This window comes from Helicobacter sp. 219-2, from assembly GCF_030053225.1.
GTDB lineage: Bacteria > Campylobacterota > Campylobacteria > Campylobacterales > Helicobacteraceae > Helicobacter > Helicobacter pylori_C.
The window spans coordinates 1,265,179-1,285,784 of sequence record NZ_JASGBS010000001.1; the positions used below are offsets into that span (position 1 = coordinate 1,265,179).

9 protein-coding genes are annotated in these 20,606 nt (G+C 39.8%); 4 read left to right on the forward strand and 5 right to left on the reverse strand.

Annotation, left to right across the window (positions count from 1 at the left end):
* The first annotated feature begins 1 nt into the window (after position 1).
* Positions 2-1,597 (forward strand): Hop family adhesin AlpB, encoded by a 1,596-nt coding sequence (gene alpB, locus P6280_RS06160; protein WP_283237287.1) that lies wholly within the window; start codon positions 2-4, stop codon positions 1,595-1,597.
* 539 nt (positions 1,598-2,136) lie between these two features.
* Here alpB and hofG read toward each other — a convergent pair.
* The 5 genes from hofG to P6280_RS06185 form a co-directional block, all read right to left on the reverse strand.
* Entirely contained in the window at positions 2,137-3,681 is a 1,545-nt protein-coding gene (hofG, locus tag P6280_RS06165; RefSeq protein ID WP_283237288.1) for an outer membrane beta-barrel protein HofG, read from the reverse strand.
* A 246-nt stretch (positions 3,682-3,927) separates the two neighbouring features.
* Complete coding sequence (locus tag P6280_RS06170; RefSeq protein ID WP_283237289.1) at positions 3,928-6,369, reverse strand: TonB-dependent receptor domain-containing protein; 2,442 nt, start codon at positions 6,367-6,369, stop codon at positions 3,928-3,930.
* Positions 6,370-6,544: 175 nt separating this feature from the next.
* On the reverse strand, positions 6,545-6,976 hold the full coding sequence (locus P6280_RS06175) for an L-threonylcarbamoyladenylate synthase (protein WP_283237290.1): 432 nt from the start codon (positions 6,974-6,976) through the stop codon (positions 6,545-6,547).
* Positions 6,976-10,233: a carbamoyl-phosphate synthase large subunit gene (gene carB / locus P6280_RS06180; RefSeq protein WP_283237291.1), complete on the reverse strand. Its 3,258-nt coding sequence runs from the start codon at positions 10,231-10,233 to the stop codon at positions 6,976-6,978. The genes P6280_RS06175 and carB overlap by 1 nt, the downstream gene beginning before the upstream one ends.
* 95 nt (positions 10,234-10,328) lie before the next feature.
* The gene (locus P6280_RS06185; RefSeq protein WP_001240252.1) at positions 10,329-11,021 is read right to left on the reverse strand and encodes a Bax inhibitor-1/YccA family protein; all 693 of its coding nucleotides are present in this window, start codon (positions 11,019-11,021) and stop codon (positions 10,329-10,331) included.
* Between the two features lie 143 nt (positions 11,022-11,164).
* Here P6280_RS06185 and gap point away from each other — a divergent pair, with 143 nt between their 5' ends.
* From gap to hopJ, 3 genes are all read left to right on the forward strand, one after another.
* Positions 11,165-12,163: a type I glyceraldehyde-3-phosphate dehydrogenase gene (gene gap, locus P6280_RS06190; RefSeq protein ID WP_283237292.1), complete on the forward strand. Its 999-nt coding sequence runs from the start codon at positions 11,165-11,167 to the stop codon at positions 12,161-12,163.
* A gap of 78 nt (positions 12,164-12,241) precedes the next feature.
* Entirely contained in the window at positions 12,242-19,423 is a 7,182-nt protein-coding gene (locus tag P6280_RS06195) for a vacuolating cytotoxin domain-containing protein (protein ID WP_283237293.1), read from the forward strand.
* A 52-nt stretch (positions 19,424-19,475) separates the two neighbouring features.
* Positions 19,476-20,576 (forward strand): Hop family outer membrane protein HopJ/HopK, encoded by a 1,101-nt coding sequence (hopJ, locus tag P6280_RS06200; protein WP_283237294.1) that lies wholly within the window; start codon positions 19,476-19,478, stop codon positions 20,574-20,576.
* The last annotated feature ends 30 nt before the right edge of the window (positions 20,577-20,606 follow it).

Genomic DNA, 20,606 nt, shown 5'->3' on the forward strand with positions numbered 1-20,606 from the left:
TATGAAACAAAATTTAAAGCCATTCAAAATGATTAAGGAAAATTTAATGACACAATCTCAAAAAGTAAGATTCTTAGCCCCTTTAAGCCTAGCGTTAAGCTTGAGCTTCAATCAAGTGGGCGCTGAAGAAGATGGGGGCTTTATGACCTTTGGGTATGAATTAGGTCAGGTAGTCCAACAAGTGAAAAACCCGGGTAAAATCAAAGCCGAAGAATTAGCCGGCTTGTTAAACTCTACCACGACAAACAACACCAATATCAATATTGCAGGCACAGGAGGCAATGTCGCCGGGACTTTAGGCAACCTCTTTATGAACCAATTAGGCAATTTGATTGATTTGTATCCCACTTTGAACACTAGTAGTATCCATCAATGTGGTGCTACTAATAGTGGTAGTGCTGGTGCGACTACTGCTGCTACCACTGGTTCTACTAATAATTCTCCTTGTTTCCAAGGTAACCTGAGTCTTTATAACGAAATGGTTAGCTCTATCAAAACTTTGAGTCAAAATCTCAAAAACAATATCTTTCAAGGCAACAACAACACCACGAGCCAAAATCTCTCCAATCAGCTCAGCGAGCTTAACACCGCTAGCGTTTATTTGACTTACATGAACTCATTCTTAAACGCCAATAACCAAGCGGGTGGGATTTTTCAAAACAACACTAATCAAGCTTATGGAAATGGTGTTACCGCTCAACAAATCGCTTATGTCCTAAGGCAAGCTTCAATCACTATGGGGCCAAGCGGTAATGGCGGGGCTGCCGGTGCGTTTTTGGACGCCGCTTTAGCGCAGCATGTTTTCAACTCCGCTAACGCCGGGAATGATTTGAGCGCTAAGGAATTTACTAGCTTGGTGCAAAATATCGTCAATACTTCTCAAAACGCTTTAACGCTGGCCAACAACGCTAACATCAGCAATTCAACAGGCTATCAAGTGGGCTATGGCGGGAATATTGATCAAGCGCGCTCTACCCAACTATTAAACAACACCACGAACACTTTGGCTAAAGTTACCGCTTTGAATAACGAGCTTAAAGCTAACCCATGGCTTGGGAATTTCGCTGCCGGTAACAGCTCTCAAGTGAATGCGTTTAACGGGTTTATCACTAAAATCGGTTATAAGCAATTCTTTGGAGAAAACAAGAATGTGGGCTTACGCTACTACGGCTTCTTCAGCTATAACGGTGCGGGCGTGGGTAATGGCCCTACTTACAATCAAGTCAATTTGCTCACTTATGGGGTAGGGACTGATGTGCTTTACAATGTGTTTAGCCGCTCTTTTGGTAGCCGAAGTCTTAATGCGGGCTTCTTTGGGGGGATCCAACTCGCAGGGGATACTTACATCAGCACGCTAAGAAATAGCCCTCAGCTTGCGAGCAGACCTACAGCGACAAAATTCCAATTCTTGTTTGATGTGGGGTTACGCATGAGCTTTGGTATCTTGAAAAAAGACTTGAAAAGCCATAACCAGCATTCTATAGAAATCGGTGTGCAAGTCCCTACGATTTACAACACTTATTATAAATCTGGTGGTGCTGAAGTGAAATACTACCGCCCTTATAGCGTGTATTGGGTCTATGGCTACGCCTTCTAAAAAAGCTCAAGGCCTTTTATAGGCTTTGATTTAACCTTTTAACCCCACTTTAAAACAAACCCAAAATCCTAATCAAAGAATTAATCCGCCTAGAGAACGCTTATTAAAAGCTGTTATTTTGCTTCAAGCGCTTCAAAGTCTTTTATTTTGTGAAGCGATCAGATGCTAAAGGCGTTCCCCTAACCCAAAAAAACCGCTTTTAAAACTCTCAAGCAGAAATCCTAAACATCTTTAGCAATTGGAATGAATGCCACTAATTTGCAATATAATACCCCCATACATTTGCATCTAGCGCAGGAAGCGTGCAAAGTTACGCCTTTATAAGATATGATGCGCGAGAGCTGTAAGGAATGCGTTGGAGATCAAACTCTGTAAAATCCATTAGGGACACAGAACAAGAACCAAACTCTCCCTCAACATCAGGAAGCCCAATCGCTTTAGCGGTTGGGCACTTCACAAAACTAGCTTTACACAAAGTCTTTTATACTCAGATTTTAAAAAATGCCTTTGAAGTGTTTTTAACTTGCTGTGATTGAAAATCAAAACTTCAGCGTGAGATTGGTCATCATGTAACTTCTGTCTTGGTAATTAGCGCTAAAATCGCCATCCGGGTTATTGAATTTGGGCGCTCCAGAATACCCCACTTGATAGCCTTTATTGATCCTAGCCCCATAATAAGTGATCCTAAAGTTAAGAAAGACTGATTCAGTGAACGCATAGCTCGCATTGAATTGCAAGGAGTATTCATTGGCCCTCCCCACTTGCCCTAACGCATTTTTATTCGCATGAGAGATGCGCCCAAAAACATGCCATGCAAAACGCTTATGGATCCCTCCAACAGAAGTGTAAAAAGTGAAAGTGTTAGCGTTAGTGATCGCATCAGCCAACCCATCATAAGCCGTATTGTCCCAAAAATCATAGCCAATCATTCCGGCATGCCTAGTCGTTATGGAGATTTCATTACCGATATAGGAAGTGTTATTACCCCTTGGCATCGTGTGAGAGCCTAAAAAAGCGTCCGAATTGCCAAAGGTGTTATAAAAGCCAATGGACCAGTTGAAATTATCCCACCAAAAAACCTGGCGGATATTTAAAGTAACGCCATTTCTCCCCAACAACGAGCCATGAGGCGTGCTGTCTTCTAAACTATAAGTTTTTGTCTCTGGGTTATACCATCCCCTATAATATAAAGGAAAGGTTGTCATTACCATGCTTTGAGAGCGAAAGCCGACATTTTCAAAATTCCTATTCGTGTCATAGACTAGCTTAAAGCCAGGAGCGTTATAAGTCTTAGGCGCAAAATAATAAAAAAATTGAGCGTCTAAACCTTTATAAGAATAAGTCGTGGTGATCCCATGCCAGCCATAATTGATGAAATCGTTGCTGTTATTAGGATTGCCTCCCTTTTTCAAATAAGGCACTGTCGCAAAAAACTCATAAATCCAAGAGTTGAACGCCAATCCTCTCCCAAAAGAACTCCACCACCAAAATCTTAACCTTTGCGTTTCAGTCTTATAGGGCTGATAATACACTTCCCACCCTTGATTGGAACCGCTCATAAAATCAATATTCGCTTCATAACGCCCCGCCTTAAACCCAAAAACATCTTTGTAATCGTATCGTAAAAAAGCGGTATCCACCACATAAGGCCTTGCATGATAGCTCGCTGATTGAGAAGTCCCCGCATAAGCAGGGCCAAGATACTTATTAAAAAAGTATCCATGATAGCCCCCAATGAAATTCTCTACAATGGAGCCAAAAATCTTCCCGTTAGCTTGGTTAATATCGTTCTTAGTCTTATCATAAGGAATGGCTGCAATCGCCCCACCCAAAGAGAAAGAGAGCCTATGGTTTTCGATGCCTTTAGGGAGTAAATTGACTTTGACTTGCGCTAAAGTTACAATATCTATAAAACTTTCAGTAGGATAAATCCCTTTTTTAGTATTGATTTGAGAATTGTTAAAACCAATCTTAGAAAAGTTCTCCACACGACCGCTAAAGCGATAATCAAAAGCTTCTGCAGGACATAATAAAAACGATAAAAGCGATAAAGAAGAAGTCAAAAAATATTTTTCTTGCCTCACTAAACTCTCCCTAATTTTAATTGCATGATCTTTTTTGTTGATATTATAATTATAATCAAAAAAAAAAAAACAGCATGAAGTTAAAATATTAATTAAAATCCACAACCCTATTTTACAAAAAATAACCATTCATTGTAAATTAGTTTAAAAATTAAAGGATTAAAATCATATATTTGTTACTTCTAAAGAATGTTTTATTGTTGATTAAACTCGCTACCCATGAAACCCTCATTTTTAGATCCATTATTAAAACTTATAAGAAATTTCAAACCTAGCGTTAAATCCAGGCTCTGCCATGCCTCTTGCGTATTTGTCTTGATTGGGTTCATCAGGGCTCATCACCGGGCTTGCTTGATCAATATATTGTTGGTTAAAAACATTGTTAAACACCGCATTCAAACTCAAGCCTTTAAGCTTCTTATAGGTGGGTTTGTAGGTTACAAAAAAACTGCTCACCCCATAACCGGGCTTATGCACATGAAAAATCCCGGGCGTTTTGGGGCAATTGCTAGGCCGTCTGTCAATATCTGTGGGGCCGTTGCGATAAGGGCTATAAGAGCAATAACTCAAATCCGTAACGAATCGTGAAAGCCAAGTGATGCTAAGACCGGTGCGTGGGATTGTATAGCTTGCCGTTAAAATAAACACATTGCCTGTTGTGGCAGCCAATTCATACACATCAGCGATCAAGCGCCCTTTTAAAGAAGGCCATGATCTTGCCACACTCAAGCCTAAAGAAAAGCCCTTGTATTTAGCTGTCCCTGAAACTTCATAACCAGGCACATAAATAATATCTTTTGCGGGCAAGTTGGTTACAAAAAGCGTTGAAGAAAATTGGTTGATGTAATTAGAAATCAGTTGGACAAAACCTGCAGCCCTGAAATCAAAATACTTACTGCTGTATTCGGTGTTAAATTCCGCATTTTGCCCGATTTCTGGCTTTAAATTACGGTTATAGTGCAAATTATCTTGACGCATCCACACCAAACCTCCAGGCATAGGGCCTCTGGTTACATACGCGTAAGAAAGCCTGAAATTCAAATTTTCTAAAGGCGAGACATTTAAAGCCGCGCTAGGGCTAAACCCTTGGGTTATGTGCAACTGCCAATCTTTATCCACTAAAGTATAGACATCATAACGAGTCCCTGCCCCTAAAGTTACCATAGGGTGCAAGGTGTAATTCGCTTGCGCATACACCCCAACCACATTCGCAGTAGCGCCATTCCTTTGGCAACGCCCATTTATGTTGGGATCATTGGGGCCTGTAACCCTTAAGCATGCGTCAGGGGCATCGCCGGGTTTGACTAATTCGCTATTAGGGATCGCTTTATCAAAAGTGGTTAAATTTTGGTAATTCAACCCGTATTCAAAAAGATTGTCATTCTTATGGTCTATGGTGTGGATCACATTCGCATTAAACCCGGAATTGATGATGAATAAATTTTTATTAGCCACCACAGAACCCCCTCCAAGGCTTTTAAAAGTGATGGAGCAAGTTTGCTTAACAGCGTCATAAATACCCCCTTGCGCCACGCATTCATTTTCTCCGCCAAGTTTTGGGTTTGGGGTGAAAGGAATGATAGTTGCTATATCGTTAGGCCTAAAAAGTGGATCAATTTGGACATTCCTAATACTTGTATAACCATTGATTTTTAATTTAGGATCACCAAAACGACTCCCCCCTTCTCTTTCATAGTTCAAACTCACATTATGCACCAAATTGACGCTATAAGTTTTAAACAAACTAGCGTCATTTTCAAACAAACAATCGCTAGGGTTTTTCTCGTTAGGGAAAGCGTTAAAATCACCGCAAGAATAGGGTAAAAAAGTGCCTGTAAAGTTCGCTCTTAAAGGGCGATTAGCGTTATCTCTGGTCATGTTATAACTGAGGTTCAAGGTATCCCTTCCACTCAAATAACCATTGATCTTAGCCATCACATTATTTTGCTCGCTAGGACTTCCTGTAACTTTATTGTCCGCTTTAGGTCTAAAGAGATCCTTTGTGGCATTATCCCCATCACGATAGTAAAAAATATTTTGATGCGTGTAATATAAGAGCATATCAAAATGATTGTTACGATAAGCGCCCATCACGGTTTCTCGATCCCCAAAGTTGGTTAAAAAAGTAACAGCCCCACTCATGGCGTAGTCTTTACCCTTAGGGATAAAATCGCTGGCACTTCTAGTTTCCATTTTAATCGCGCCAATCAAAGCCATAGGCCCCGCGCTCGCTTGAGCCGCTCCCTTAGTAACCACCACGCTTTTGAGCATTCCAGGGTCAATAATCGTATTGCCTTGATGCCCATAGCTTGCACCCATTTGCGCCGCGCCATCCACCGTAACCCTAGCCAATCTGTCTTCAATACCGCGCACATAAATTTTTTGCGCTATAACCGCGCCACCACCCACATTGATATTAGGGTTTCTTCTAAACATGTCGCTGATTTGGTTGGCTTGCCTTCTTTCTAATTCCTTACTTGAAATGGTTGTCTGGTTGTTGTAATTAAAGATTTTAGCCGCTTGAGTGGTAACTTTGCCTAGAGTGTGTTGGGCGTTCTTTTTTTTATCCTTTTTTCTTTCTGTCTTTCTTTCTTCTTTTTCTTCTTCTTTAGCCTCCAATTCAAACATTCCTAATAAGGATAAAAAAAGAGAAAAACTCCAATATTTCCTAAAACGCTTGTCATTCATTCTTAAAATCCTACTTATAATAATAATTTTTATTAAAAAATAAAGGTGTTATTGTATTCAAAAAAATATTACAACCACCTTAAAAGAGCTAGCCGTTTTTGATAAACAAATGATAAACTTTTAGAAAAATCCCACAAAAACCCATTTCAAACGCGCAGAATGCGAAAGGTCTTTTCTACCTCACTCTCACTTTTTTATCTTTATAGAGCCTGAATATTTTAGAGCTAGAGTTTTCAAACAAACCCCTTTCATCGCTCACAATCACATCAGCGAGCTTGGAAGCGATCTCTTTATCATAAGCGCATTGGGTGAGATTGGCTGAGGTGCTATAGAGCGTTTTAAAACGCTTTAAAAAATCCCCATGCCTGCCCCTAACCACACGAACGGCCTTAGAGTTAGGATAAATAAAAGTGGTTTTAGCGCTTCTTCTGATGAGGTTTTTAAAAGCGTTGGGCGCACGCACCAGGCTTTTTAAGGTGGTAAAATCAGCGCTTTCTATTAAAACGCTTTGATTTTTAGGGCGATTTTTTAAGGCGTTGAGCTTTTCTCTGTCTTTAGAAAGCAGTCCTATCGTGGTATCGCTTTGAGCCAGATACACTAACGCCATCAAACTAAATAATCTTGTAAGGCTAACAACTCGTCTTCTTTAGAGCTTTCTTCTAACGCTAAAATCAAAACTTCTATCGCGCTTAAAGTCGTGAAATAACTCACATGGTTTTTAAGCACAGAAGCGCGAATGAGTTTGGCGTCATCTTGAGATTTGTGATCGCTGGTGTTGATAGCCATGCTGATTTCCCCATTCATCATTAAATCCATGACATTGGGGCGGCCTTCGGAGATTTTAAGCACTTTCAAAGACTCCACCCCGGCTTTTTCCAAAGCTTTATGCGTGCCTTCTGTAGCGCACAATTCAAAGCCTAACTGAACCAAGCGCTTCATTAAAACGCACGCTTCTTCTTTATCCTTATCTTTAATAGAAACAAAAATAAGCCCCTTGTTTTTAATGGGGTTAAAGCAAGCCGTTTGAGCCTTGAAAAAAGCCAGCCCTAAAGATCTAGCAATCCCCATCACTTCGCCGGTGCTTTTCATCTCAGGCCCTAAAATCAAATCCGATCCATAAAGTTTATTAAAGGGGAAAACCGCTTCTTTTAAAGCCACAAAATGGGGCATTTTAGGCTTATAAACGCCTTTAGAATATCCCACGATATTTTTTTTATCATAGAACTTCAAGGCTTCTTTCAAATCTTCTAACACCATAACCCTAGTCGCAACTTTGGCTAAAGGAACGCCTAAAGCCTTGCTTAAAAAAGGCACGGTTCGGCTGGCTCGGGGATTGACTTCAATCAAATAGAGCGAATTGTGATGCACAGCAAATTGGATATTCAATAGCCCTACTACGCCTAAATGCAGAGCGATTTTTGCGCTCACTCGCTCAATTTCATCTAAAATTTTAGGGCTTAAAGTGGAAGGGATAAAGCACGCCGAATCGCCTGAATGGATCCCGGCTTCTTCAATATGCTGTAAAATGCCGGCAATATAGACCTCTTTTTTATCACAAATAGCATCCACATCTAATTCCACCGCTTTTTCTAAAAACTTATCAATGAGGAGTGGATTTTTAGGGCTAATCTCTAAAGCATGCGTAACGCTTTCTAAATAATGGTGCAGTTCTTCAATATTTTCCAAAATTTGCATGTGTTGGCCGCCTAGCACATAACTAGGGCGCACAATAATAGGGAAACCAATCACATTAGCGATGCTATAGGCTTCATCAACGCTCTTAGCCATGCCATTTTCAGGCTGCTTGATGTCAAGCTCTTTTAAAAAGAGGGAAAATTTTTCCCTGTCTTCTGCAATATCAATCACCTTAAAAGGCGTGCCAATAATGGGGGCTTGCATTTTAGCCAGATCTTTAGCGAGTTTTAAAGGGGTTTGTCCCCCAAAATGCACGATAATGCCATCCACGCGCTCTCTTTGAATGATGCTCTTCACGCATTCAAAATGAATGGGTTCAAAATAGAGCGTGTCGCTGGTATCATAATCCGTGCTCACAGTTTCTGGGTTGCAATTGAGCATGACGCTTTTGATGTTTAAATCTTTTAAAGCAAAGCTCGCATGCACGCAACAATAATCAAATTCAATGCCTTGACCGATGCGGTTAGGCCCAGAGCCTATGATTAGGATTTTCTTTTCTTGTTTTTCTTGTTTGTTTTCAATAGGAGGTAAAGGGTTAGGGGCATAGGTGGAATACAAATAAGGCGTGAGCGATAAAAACTCCGCCGCGCAAGTATCCACCTCTTCAAAATGGGGTGCGATTTGCAAATTAGATCTGGCTAATTCCACTTCAAAAGGACTCACCTCTAAATTTTCATTTTCTTTGATTTTAGCGGCAATCCTGGCATCGCTAAAGCCTAAATTTTTAAGCCCTCTTAATTTTTTAGCGTCCGTTAAAACGCTAGAATTGATGCTTTCTTCTGCTTTGACTAGCTTTTGGATTTGAGATAAAAACCACCTGTCAATCTGGCATAATTCAAAAACTTCATCAACACAAACGCCAAGCCTGAACGCATCAGCGATATAGAGCAAGCGCTTGAAATTCGGCCGGCGGATTTCCTTTTTTATCATTTCTAAATCTTTGCTTAACGATTCAAACCCTAGCCAATTGTTTTCCAAAGAGCATAACGCTTTTTGTAAGGCTTCTAAGAAATTCCCCCCTATCGCCATCACTTCGCCAATGCTTTTCATAGAAGTCCCTAAAGTGCTAGAAACACCGGCAAATTTTTCAAACGCAAAGCGAGGGATTTTCACCACGATATAATCTAAACTAGGTTCAAAACTCGCTGGGGTGTTGGTAATATCGTTTTGGATTTCATCTAAACTAAAACCCACCGCAAGCATAGTAGCCACTTTTGCAATGGGAAACCCGGTCGCTTTTGAAGCTAATGCGGAGCTGCGGCTCACTCGTGGGTTCATTTCAATCACGACCATTCTTAAAGTCTCTGGGTGGATAGCAAACTGCACATTGCTCCCGCCCGTATCCACGCCAATTTCTCTTAAAATCGCAAAGCTCGCATCGCGCATGCGTTGGTATTCTTTATCGGTTAAGGTTAGGCTTGGAGCGATGGTGATGCTATCGCCGGTATGAACGCCCATGGGGTCAATATTTTCAATACAGCACACAATGATGCAATTGTCCTTGCTGTCTCGTATGACTTCCATTTCATATTCTTTCCACCCCAATAAGGACTCTTCAATCAAAATTTCATTAATGGGCGAAGCGTCCAGGGCGTTTTTAGCCAATTCTTGAAACTCTTCAATATTGTAAGCAACCCCACTCCCCCCACCAGCCAGAGTGAAACTCGCTCTAATAATGGCTGGAAAGCCAATTTCATTAATGGCTTCTAGGGCTTCTAACTCGCTATAAGCGTAACGCCCTTTAGGCAAATCCATCCCGATTTTTAACATCGCTTCTTTGAAAGCCTGCCTGTCTTCGCCTTTTTTAATCGCTTCAATCTTAGCCCCTAAAAGCTCCACGCCTTCTAACATGCCCTTTTGGTGCATTTGCATGACCGCATTCAAAGCGGTTTGCCCGCCCATTGTGGGTAAAATAGCGTCAATCTTTTCTTTTTCAATGATAGCAGCGATATTTTCTGAGGTGATAGGTTGGATATAAGTTTGATGAGAAAATTCAGGGTCAGTCATCACGGTGGCCGGGTTAGAATTGATTAAGATCACTCTATAACCTAAAGATTTTAAGGTTTTACAACTTTGAGTCCCTGAGTAGTCAAACTCGCAAGCTTGCCCAATCACAATAGGGCCTGAGCCTATCAGTAGGATGTTGGAAATATCGGTGCGTTTAGGCATAACTAATCCTTAAAGAAAGAATATCAAGCGTTATCAATATTTTAGAATATTTTTTATTAGGTTTTTGCGTGGCTTCCCCCCCCTATTTTTTCAAACTATTTATCTCTGTCTGAAAAAATACCAATGATTTGCAAGATAGAAATAAAGACATTCAAAAAGTCTAAATACAAGCTCACCGCCGCATCAATGGGGCTATCATACATGCCCTTAACGATGTTTTGGGTGTCATAAGCGATGTAAAGACTAAATAATATCGCACTCGCTCCCGCAATGACAACCTGGAACATGGGGCTACCCAAAAACAAGTTAATGAGCGAACACACCAACACCACAATCAAAGCGATAAAGAGCATTTTACCCATATTCGCTAAGTCGTTTTTAGTTTTAAGGGCATACACGCTCATCAAACCAAAGACAATAGTCGTCATGCCCAAAGCTTGCCAAATCGCTCCTAAACCAGCTTTTGCGATCACCATACCCAACAAAGGCACCAAAGTAACCCCTGATAATGAAGTGAAGGCAAACAGCATGAATAGATTCAATCCGGGTTTGGATTTAGAAAACATCAAACCAAACAACGCCGCAATTTCAGCGATAAAAAACACCCATTTATACTGCACTACGGCTTGAAAGTTCATCAAACCTAATAACGCTCCGATAGTCGCTAGTAACAAACTGCCTGCAAAGAACTTGTAAGTCGTTTTAACAAAACCCACCAGCTCGCTTTCATGCAATAAAGAATTTTCTGCATACGCATTATGAGAATTAGCTCTGTCATACAATGCCATGTTTTACTCCTTGAATTTCAACTCAATAAATAATTTAATTAACCCTACAGCTAGGTTCAATATAATAGCGCAAAATGTAGTAAAATACCAAACAAAACCCCCTAAAATTGAAATTGAAGTCTGAAAATAGGATAATAGTTACGATGAAAATTTTTATCAATGGATTTGGCCGCATTGGGAGATGCGTTTTAAGAGCGATTTTAGAGCGTAGCGATACAAACCCCAACTTAGAAGTGATAGGTATCAATGACCCTGCTAATTGGGAAATTCTCGCTTATCTTTTAGAGCATGACAGCACGCATGGGCTGCTCAATAAAGAGGTGCGTTACTCTAATCATAAGCTTATTATCGGCTCGTTAGAAATCCCTGTTTTTAATAGCATCAAAGACTTGAGGGGCGTGGATGTTATCATAGAGTGTTCAGGGAAGTTTTTAGAGCCTAAAACGCTAGAAAATTATCTTTTGCTTGGGGCTAAAAAGGTGCTGTTATCCGCTCCCTTTATGGGCGAATACGATGAAAAACAATACCCTACTTTGGTGTATGGGGTCAATCATTCTCTCTATCAAAACCAGGCTATTGTTTCTAACGCCTCTTGCACAACTAACGCTATTGCGCCCATTTGCGCGATTTTAGATAAAGCTTTTGGCATTAAAGAGGGCATGCTAACGACCATTCATAGCTACACAAGCGATCAAAAACTCATTGATTTGGCCCACCCTTTAAACAAACGACGCTCAAGAGCGGCTGCAAGCAACATTATCCCCACCACCACTAAAGCCGCTCTGGCCTTGCATAAAGTTTTACCCAACCTCAAAAACAAAATGCATGGGCATAGCGTGAGGGTGCCTAGCCTTGATGTGTCCATGATAGATTTGAGTTTGTTTTTAGAAAAAAAGGCCTTCAAAGATCCCATCAATGATTTATTGGTTGAAGCTTCCAAAGGGGGTTTTAAAGGCGTGTTAGAGATAGATTTAAAAGAAAGGGTGAGTTCTGATTTCATTTCTAACCCTAGCAGCGTCATAATCGCGCCTGATTTGACTTTCACGCTGGAGAATATGGTCAAAATCATGGGGTGGTATGATAACGAATGGGGGTATTCTCATCGTTTGGTGGATATGGTGCAATTTATGTATCATTATTAAGTCATTTTGCGAATCTTTTTGAGTTTGTTTAACATCAAGTTGTATAGTGTGGGATTTACAAAAACGATCGGAGTTTAAATGGCGTTTGAAAAGGCTGGATTGATTTCTAAGTTTATTTCAAAGGGATCTTTTAAATTAAATAAGATCTCAAAGAAAATTTTCAAATTGAATCTAATCTTGAAGCGTGAAAAGCCCTTAAGCCATAAAAAAACAAAATCCATTAAAAAGCCCTTTAATAAAAGCAAATCTTTTTTAAAAGCTTCGGTTTTATTGATAGGAGCGTTGGGGGGATTATCCCACCTAAGGGCTAGCGAGTGCCGTTATTGGTCATGGTCGTCTTGGAGTTATCATGACAATATTGAAAGCGGTTCTAATTCCCCCACGCACAACTCTTATTGTCTTTTTAATAGCGCTCAAGGCTCTGGAACTTACTATTTGAACACCCTTACCACTTATAGCCCTGGTGGGGCTAGTTTCACGCAAAAATTCAATAATGGCACGCTTGATGTGGGAGGGAATATCCGCTTTGGAGGCACAGGTGTTAATGGGGGTAATGTAGGGTATATCACAGGCACTTATGACGCTCAAACGATTAATTTTGATTCTAGCCGTATCACAACCGGCAACTCATTTTCTACTGGCGGTGGGGCCACTCTCAATTTTAATGCGGCTAACCATATCACTATCAATCAAGCCAGCTTTGATAATAGCGATGCAGGAACACAGCACTCTTACATGAATTTCAGCGGTTCTAACATCAATGTGAGCGCTTCTATCTTTACAGACGACACCAATGGGGGCTTTAGTTTCAGCGGGAATGGGGCTAACAGCAATCTCTCTTTTAATCAAACAAACTTCAATCAAGGGACTTACAAATTCACTAACAGCGCTAACTTAAACTTCAATAACAGCACTTTCAATCAAGGGACTTATAACTTTAATAGCGCTCAATCTGTTTTTGAAAACAGCAATTTCAATCAAGGCACTTATAACTTTACTGACAACGCCAGCTTCAATAACGACACCTTCAATCAAGGGACTTATAGTTTTAATACCAGCCAGGTGAGTTTTTCAGGCGCTAACACTTTAAATTCAAGTTCGCCTTTTGCTAGCCTTAAAGGCAGCGTGTCCTTTGGTTCTGATGCGATTTTTAACCTCAATCAAACCCTTAATAACAACCAAACCTATGACATTCTCACTACAAATGGGACCATTCAGTATGGGGTTTATCAAAGCTATTTGTGGGATTTGATCAACTATAAGGGCGATAAAGCTATTGGCCATGTTGAAGTGGGTAGTAACACTTATGATGTAACCTTTGACATTAACGGGCAAGATGAAACCTTACAAGAAACCTTTAACAATCAGTCCATTGCCACCCAATTTTTAGGGGACGATTTACAAGCCAAAGCCCAAGCAACCTACCAACAAGACTTGAGTAACTCCCAAACCGCTTTAAATAACGCTACTAGTGATAATAAGATCGCAAGCGCTGATACAGGCTACACCAACAATCAAAACACCACTATCAAAAAAGACGCTCAAAGTTTAGAAAACACTAGCCAACAAATCGCTCAAGACAAACAAGCGTTAGAAAAAGATTTAGCTAATGTCAAACAATTAGCCAACGCTCCAACAGGCTTTAACCAACAAGCTTTCAATCAAGCACAAGATAAAGAACAACAAGATGAACAAACCTTACAAGGCGAAGAAAAGACTTTTAACACTGAACAAGAGTGGTTAAAACAAGCGATAGCTAACGCTAAGCCTACAAGCCCTACACCAAGCCCTACACCCACAAAGCACACAGCGCCAAACACTCCCCCTAATAAAGTTCCGCCCACACCCCCTACTCAAAATTTACCCACAACGAATGTGTGGAGTGGGGTTTATTGGCTTCAAAATCAAACTTACTCAAAACAAGGCATTTATTATATTGATCCCAATCTTTCAGGACAGAGCGGTCAAAGCGGCAACACGCTCAACACTTATACAGCCAATTTGTTAGGAAGAAGTTTTGGCGTGAATATCCAAAATGGCACTTTGATCATAGGGAATAACACAGAGAGCGTGAATGATAATGGGTTGATTTGGATAGGGCATGGAGGCTTTGGCTATATCACGGGGACTTTTAATGCGGCTAATATTTACTTGACCAATAATTTTAAAACCGGTGAAGGCGTTTCAGGCTCAGATGGTGGGGGAGCGAACATCACCTTTAAAGCAAGCGATAATATCACTATGGATGGCTTGAATTATAATGACGCTGAAACCGTTACTAAAATGATTCAAACGGGGGCTAGTCAGCATTCCTATGCCGCTTTTGACGCTACAAACAATATCAGCGTGACTAATTCCAGCTTTAGCGATATGACTTGGGGGAAATTCAGTTTTAGCGCTAAGAATATTTCGTTTTCTAACGCTTCGTTTAGCGGCTTTACAAACCCTGGAGGATCAAGCGTGATCAGCGCTAATGCCGCTAATTCTTTAAGCTTTAACAATTCTCGTTTGAATGGGGGAGCGGTTTATAATTTGTGGGCTAATAACCTTATTTTCAATAACACGCAAGCGGTTTTTAATGTCTTGTATTCTAGGGGGACAAGCAATTTTAACGCTACCACACAGCTTTTGGGCAACACGAGTTTTACGCTCAGCTCTCAAAGTTTGCTGAACTTTAATGGCGATACAACCTTGCAAAACAACGCCAATATCACGCTTGGCAATAAAAGTCAAGCCACTTTTAAAAATTCTTTAACGCTTGATAATAATTCTAATTTAAGCTTAGACAATCAAAGCGTTTTGAATGCCAATGGATCAAGCGTTCTTAACAATCAAGCGAGTCTCAATATTTATAACGGGAGTCAAGCAACCTTTAACAGCCTCTTTTTTAATGGCGGGATACTCAGTCTTAACGCTAATAGCAAGCTCAACGCTTCTAGCGCTAGTTTTTCAAACAACACCATTATCAATTTAGACGATAGCGTTTTATCGGCTAGTGACACAAGCTCTTTAAACGCTAATATCAATTTTCAAGGCGCAAGCCAGGCTAATTTTGGAGGCAACACGACTATTGATGCAGCAAGCTTTAATTTTGACAGCACAAGCTCATTGGGTTTTAATAACCTTACGGCTAATGGGGCGTTAAATTTTAATGGTTATGCGCCCTCTTTATCTAAGGCTTTAATGAGCGTTAGCGGGCAGTTTGTTTTAGGGAATAATGGGGATATTAATTTATCTGACATCAATATTTTTGACAACATTACAAAATCTGTAACTTACAACATCCTAAACGCTCAAAAAGGCATTACTGGCATTAGTGGGGCTAATGGCTATGAAAAAATCCTTTTTTATGGCATGAAAATCCAAAACGCTACCTATAGCGGCAACAATAACATTCAAACTTGGTCGTTTATAAACCCTCTCAATTCTTCTCAAATCATTCAAGAGAGCATTAAAAATGGGGATTTAACCATAGAAGTTTTAAATAACCCTAACTCAGCTTCTAACACTATTTTTAATATCGCTCCTGAGCTTTATAATTACCAAGCTTCTAAGCAAAATCCTACCGGTTATAGCTATGATTATAGCGATAACCAAGCAGGCACTTATTACTTGACAAGCAACATTAAAGGTCTCTTCACCCCTAAAGGCTCTCAAACGCCTCAAACCCCAGGCACTTATAGCCCGTTTAACCAGCCTTTGAATAGTTTAAATATCTACAATAAGGGTTTTTCTAGTGGGAATTTAAAAACGCTTTTAGGGATTCTTTCTCAAAATTCCGCTACCTTAAAAGAAATGATTGAATCCAATCAATTAGATAATATCACTAGCATCAATGAAGTGTTGCAACTCTTAGATGAGATCAAGATCACCCCAGCGCAAAAACAAGCGCTCCTAGAAACCATCAACCATTTGACTGACAACATCAATCAAACCTTTAGTAACGGGAATTTGGTCATAGGCGCTACTCAAGATAATGTTACAAACTCTACTAGCTCTATATGGTTTGGGGGCAATGGCTATAGCAGTCCTTGTGCGCTAGATAGCGCCACTTGTTCTTCTTTTAGAAACACTTACTTGGGGCAATTATTAGGCTCAACTTCCCCCTATTTAGGCTACATCAACGCTGATTTTAAAGCTAAAAGCATTTATATCACTGGAACGCTTGGAAGCGGTAACGCCTTTGAAAGCGGAGGGAGCGCGGATGTAACCTTTCAAAGCGCTAATAACTTAGTGTTGGATAAAGCTAACATAGAAGCTCAAGCCACAGACAATATCTTTAATCTTTTGGGTCAAGAAGGGATTGATAAAATCTTTAATCAAGGGAATTTAGCGAATGTTCTCAGTCAAGTGGCTATGGAAAAAATCAAGCAAGCCGGCGGTTTAGGAAACTTTATAGAAAACGCTCTAAGCCCTTTGAGTAAGGAATTGCCCACTAGCTTGCAAAATGAAACCTTAGGCCAACTTATGGGTCAAAATAATTTAGATAATTTATTGAATAATAGTGGAGTCATGAATGCAATCCAAAATATTATCAGTAAAAAACTAAGCATTTTTGGTAATTTTGTTACCCCATCAATCATAGAAAACTACCTTGCTAAGCAGTCTTTAAAAAGCATGCTAGACGATAAAGGGCTTTTGAATTTTATCGGTGGGTATATAGACGCTTCTGAATTAAGCTCTATTTTAAGCGTGATTTTAAAAGATATTACTAATCCCCCTACAAGCTTGCAAAAAGACATTGGTGTGGTGGCGAACGACTTGTTGAACGAGTTTTTAGGACAAGATGTTGTTAAAAAGCTAGAAAGTCAAGGTTTAGTGAGCAATATCATTAATAATATTATTTCTCAAGGCGGGTTAAGCGGCGTTTATAATCAAGGTTTGGGGAGCGTGTTGCCACCCTCTTTACAAAACGCACTCAAAGAAAACGATTTAGGCGCTCTTTTATCGCCTAGAGGCTTGCATGATTTTTGGCAAAAAGGGTATTTTAACTTTTTAAGCAATGGCTATGTTTTTGTCAATAATAGCTCTTTTAGCAACGCTACAGGGGGCAGTTTGAATTTTGTCGCCAACAAGTCTATTATTTTTAATGGCGATAATACGATTGATTTTAGCAAGTATCAAGGCACATTGATTTTTGCTTCTAATGGTGTTTCTAATATCAATATCACAACCCTAAACGCTACTAATGGCTTAAGCCTTAATGCGGGTTTGAATAATGTGAGCGTTCAAAAAGGGGAAATTTGCGTCAATTTAGCCAATTGCCCCACAACAAAAAACAGCTCTTCTACAAATTCTAGCGTAATCCCCACTAATGAATCTTTAAGCGTGCGCGCTAACAACTTCACTTTCTTAGGCACAATCGCTTCTAATGGGGCTATTGATTTGTCTCAAGTAAAAAATAATAGCGTTATAGGCACGCTCAATCTTAATGAAAACGCGACTTTGCAAGCCAATAATTTAACGATCACTAACGCTTTTAACAACGCCTCTAACTCTACAGCTAACATTAATGGTAATTTCACCTTAAACCAACAAGCGACTTTAAGCACTAACGCTAGTGGTTTGAATGTCATGGGGAATTTTAATAGCTATGGCGATTTGGTGTTTAACCTCAGCCATTCAGTTAGCCATGCCATTATCAACGCTCAAGGCACAGCGACGATTATGGCTAATAACAATAACCCCTTAATCCAATTCAACACTTCTTCAAAAGAAACAGGCGCTTACACGCTCATTGATAGCGCTAAGGCCATTTATTACGGGTATAACGACCAAATCACAGGAGGCAGTAGCCTAGATAATTACCTTAAGCTTTACACGCTCATTAACATTAATGGCAAACACATGGTGATGACTGATAACGGCTTAACTTATAACGACCAAGCCGTGAATATTAAAGATGGCGGTTTAATTGTAGGCTTTAAGGATTCTCAAAATCAATACATTTACACTTCCATTCTTTATAATAAAGTGAAAATCGCTGTTTCTAATGATCCTATCAATAACCTACAAGCCCCCACTTTAAAACAATATATCGCTCAAATTCAGGGCACTCAAGGCGTGGATAGCATTGAGCAAGCTGGAGGCACTCAAGCGATTAATTGGCTCAATAAAATCTTTGAAACTAAGGGAAGTCCTTTATTCGCTCCCTATTATTTAGAAAGCCATTCCACAAAAGATTTAACCACGATCGCTGGAGACATTGCTAACACTTTAGAAGTCATCGCTAACCCTAATTTTAAAAATGACGCCACTAATATTTTACAGATCAACACCTACACGCAACAAATGAGCCGTTTAGCCAAACTCTCTGACACTTCAACCTTTGCTAGCGCTGATTTCCATGAGCGTTTAGAAGCCCTTAAAAACAAGCGATTCGCTGATGCGATCCCTAACGCTATGGATGTGATTTTAAAATACTCTCAAAGAAACAGAGTTAAAAATAATGTGTGGGCGACAGGAGTTGGAGGGGCTAGTTTTATTAATGGAGGCACTGGGACTTTATATGGTATCAATATAGGGTATGACAGGTTTATTAAGGGCGTGATTGTGGGGGGTTATGCCGCTTATGGGTATAGCGGGTTTCATGCAAACATCACTCAATCAGGCTCTAGCAATGTCAATATGGGTGTTTATAGCCGAGCGTTTATCAAAAGAAGCGAATTAACGATGAGCTTGAATGAGACTTGGGGATACAATAAGACTTTCATCAACTCTTATGACTCCCTACTTTCAATCATCAACCAGTCTTACAAATACGACACCTGGACGACTGACGCTAAAATCAATTACGGCTATGATTTCATGTTTAAAAATAAAAGCGTTATTTTTAAACCTCAAATAGGATTAGCCTATTATTACATTGGTTTGTCTGGTTTAAGGGGTATTATGGATGATCCTATTTACAACCAATTCAGAGCCAATGCTGACCCTAATAAAAAATCCGTTCTAACGATTAATTTTGCCCTAGAAAGTCGGCATTATTTCAACAAAAACTCTTATTATTTTGTGATTGCGGATGTGGGCAGGGATTTATTCATCAATTCTATGGGGGATAAAATGGTGCGCTTCATCGGTAATAACACCCTAAGCTATAGAGATGGCGGCAGATACAACACTTTTGCTAGTATTATCACAGGCGGGGAGCTAAGGTTATTCAAAACCTTTTATGTGAATGCCGGCATAGGGGCTAGGTTTGGGCTTGATTATAAAGATATTAATATTACCGGAAATATTGGTATGCGCTATGCTTTTTAATGGTATCATTAAACCCGTTTTTAACAAGCCCAATTCATAGTAGGATCAACCCATGCAAAAAACCTTATTTTCTTTTTTATCTTTGCCTTTATTTTTATCTTTTTGCATCGCTGAAGAAAATGGAGCGTATGCGAGCGTGGGGTTTGAATATTCTATCAGTCATGCCATCCAACACAATAACCCTTTTTTGAATCAAGAACGCATCCAAACCATTTCTAACGCTCAAAATAAAATTTCTAAACTCAATCAAGTCAAAAATGAAATCACCAACATGCCTAACACCTTTGCATACATCAACAACAATTTGAAAAACCATTCTCAATTAACCCCTACTGAAATGCAAGCTGAGAAATACTACCTCCAATCCAGCTTTGAAAATATTGAAAAAATCGTGATGCTTAGTGGTGGCGCTGCATCTAACCCCCAATTAGTCCAAGCGTTAGAAAAAATACGAGAACCCACCACTAACCCTTTGGAATTTGAAGAAAACTTAAAAAATTTAGAATTGCAATTCAATCAATCCCAAAACCGCATGCTTTCTTCTTTATCTTCTCAAACCGCTCAAATTTCAAATTCCCTAAACGCGCTTGATCCTAACTCTTATTCTAAAAACATTTCAAACATGTATGGGGTAACTTTGAATGTGGGTTATAAGCATTTCTTTACCAAGAAAAAAAATCAAGGGTTTCGCTATTACTTGTTCTATGACTATGGTTATACTAATTTTGGTTTTGTGGGTAATGGCTTTGATGGTTTGGGCAAAATGAATAACCACCTCTATGGGCTTGGAATAGACTATCTGTATAATTTCATTGATAATTCACAAAAACATTCTAGCGTGGGTTTTTATGCGGGCTTTGCTTTAGCGGGGAGTTCGTGGGTAGGGAGTGGTTTGAGCATGTGGGTGAGTGAAACGGATTTTATCAACCATTACTTGACGGGCTATCAAGCTAAAATGCACACGAGTTTTTTCCAAATCCCTTTGAATTTTGGGGTTCGTGTGAATGTGGACAGGCATAACGGCTTTGAAATGGGCTTAAAAATCCCTTTAGCGGTGAATTCCTTTTATGAAACGCATGGCAAAGGGTTAAACACTTCTCTCTTTTTCAAACGCCTTGTGGTGTTTAATGTGAGTTATGTTTATAGTTTTTAGGGGGTTAGAAAATAAGCACCCCTTAAATGT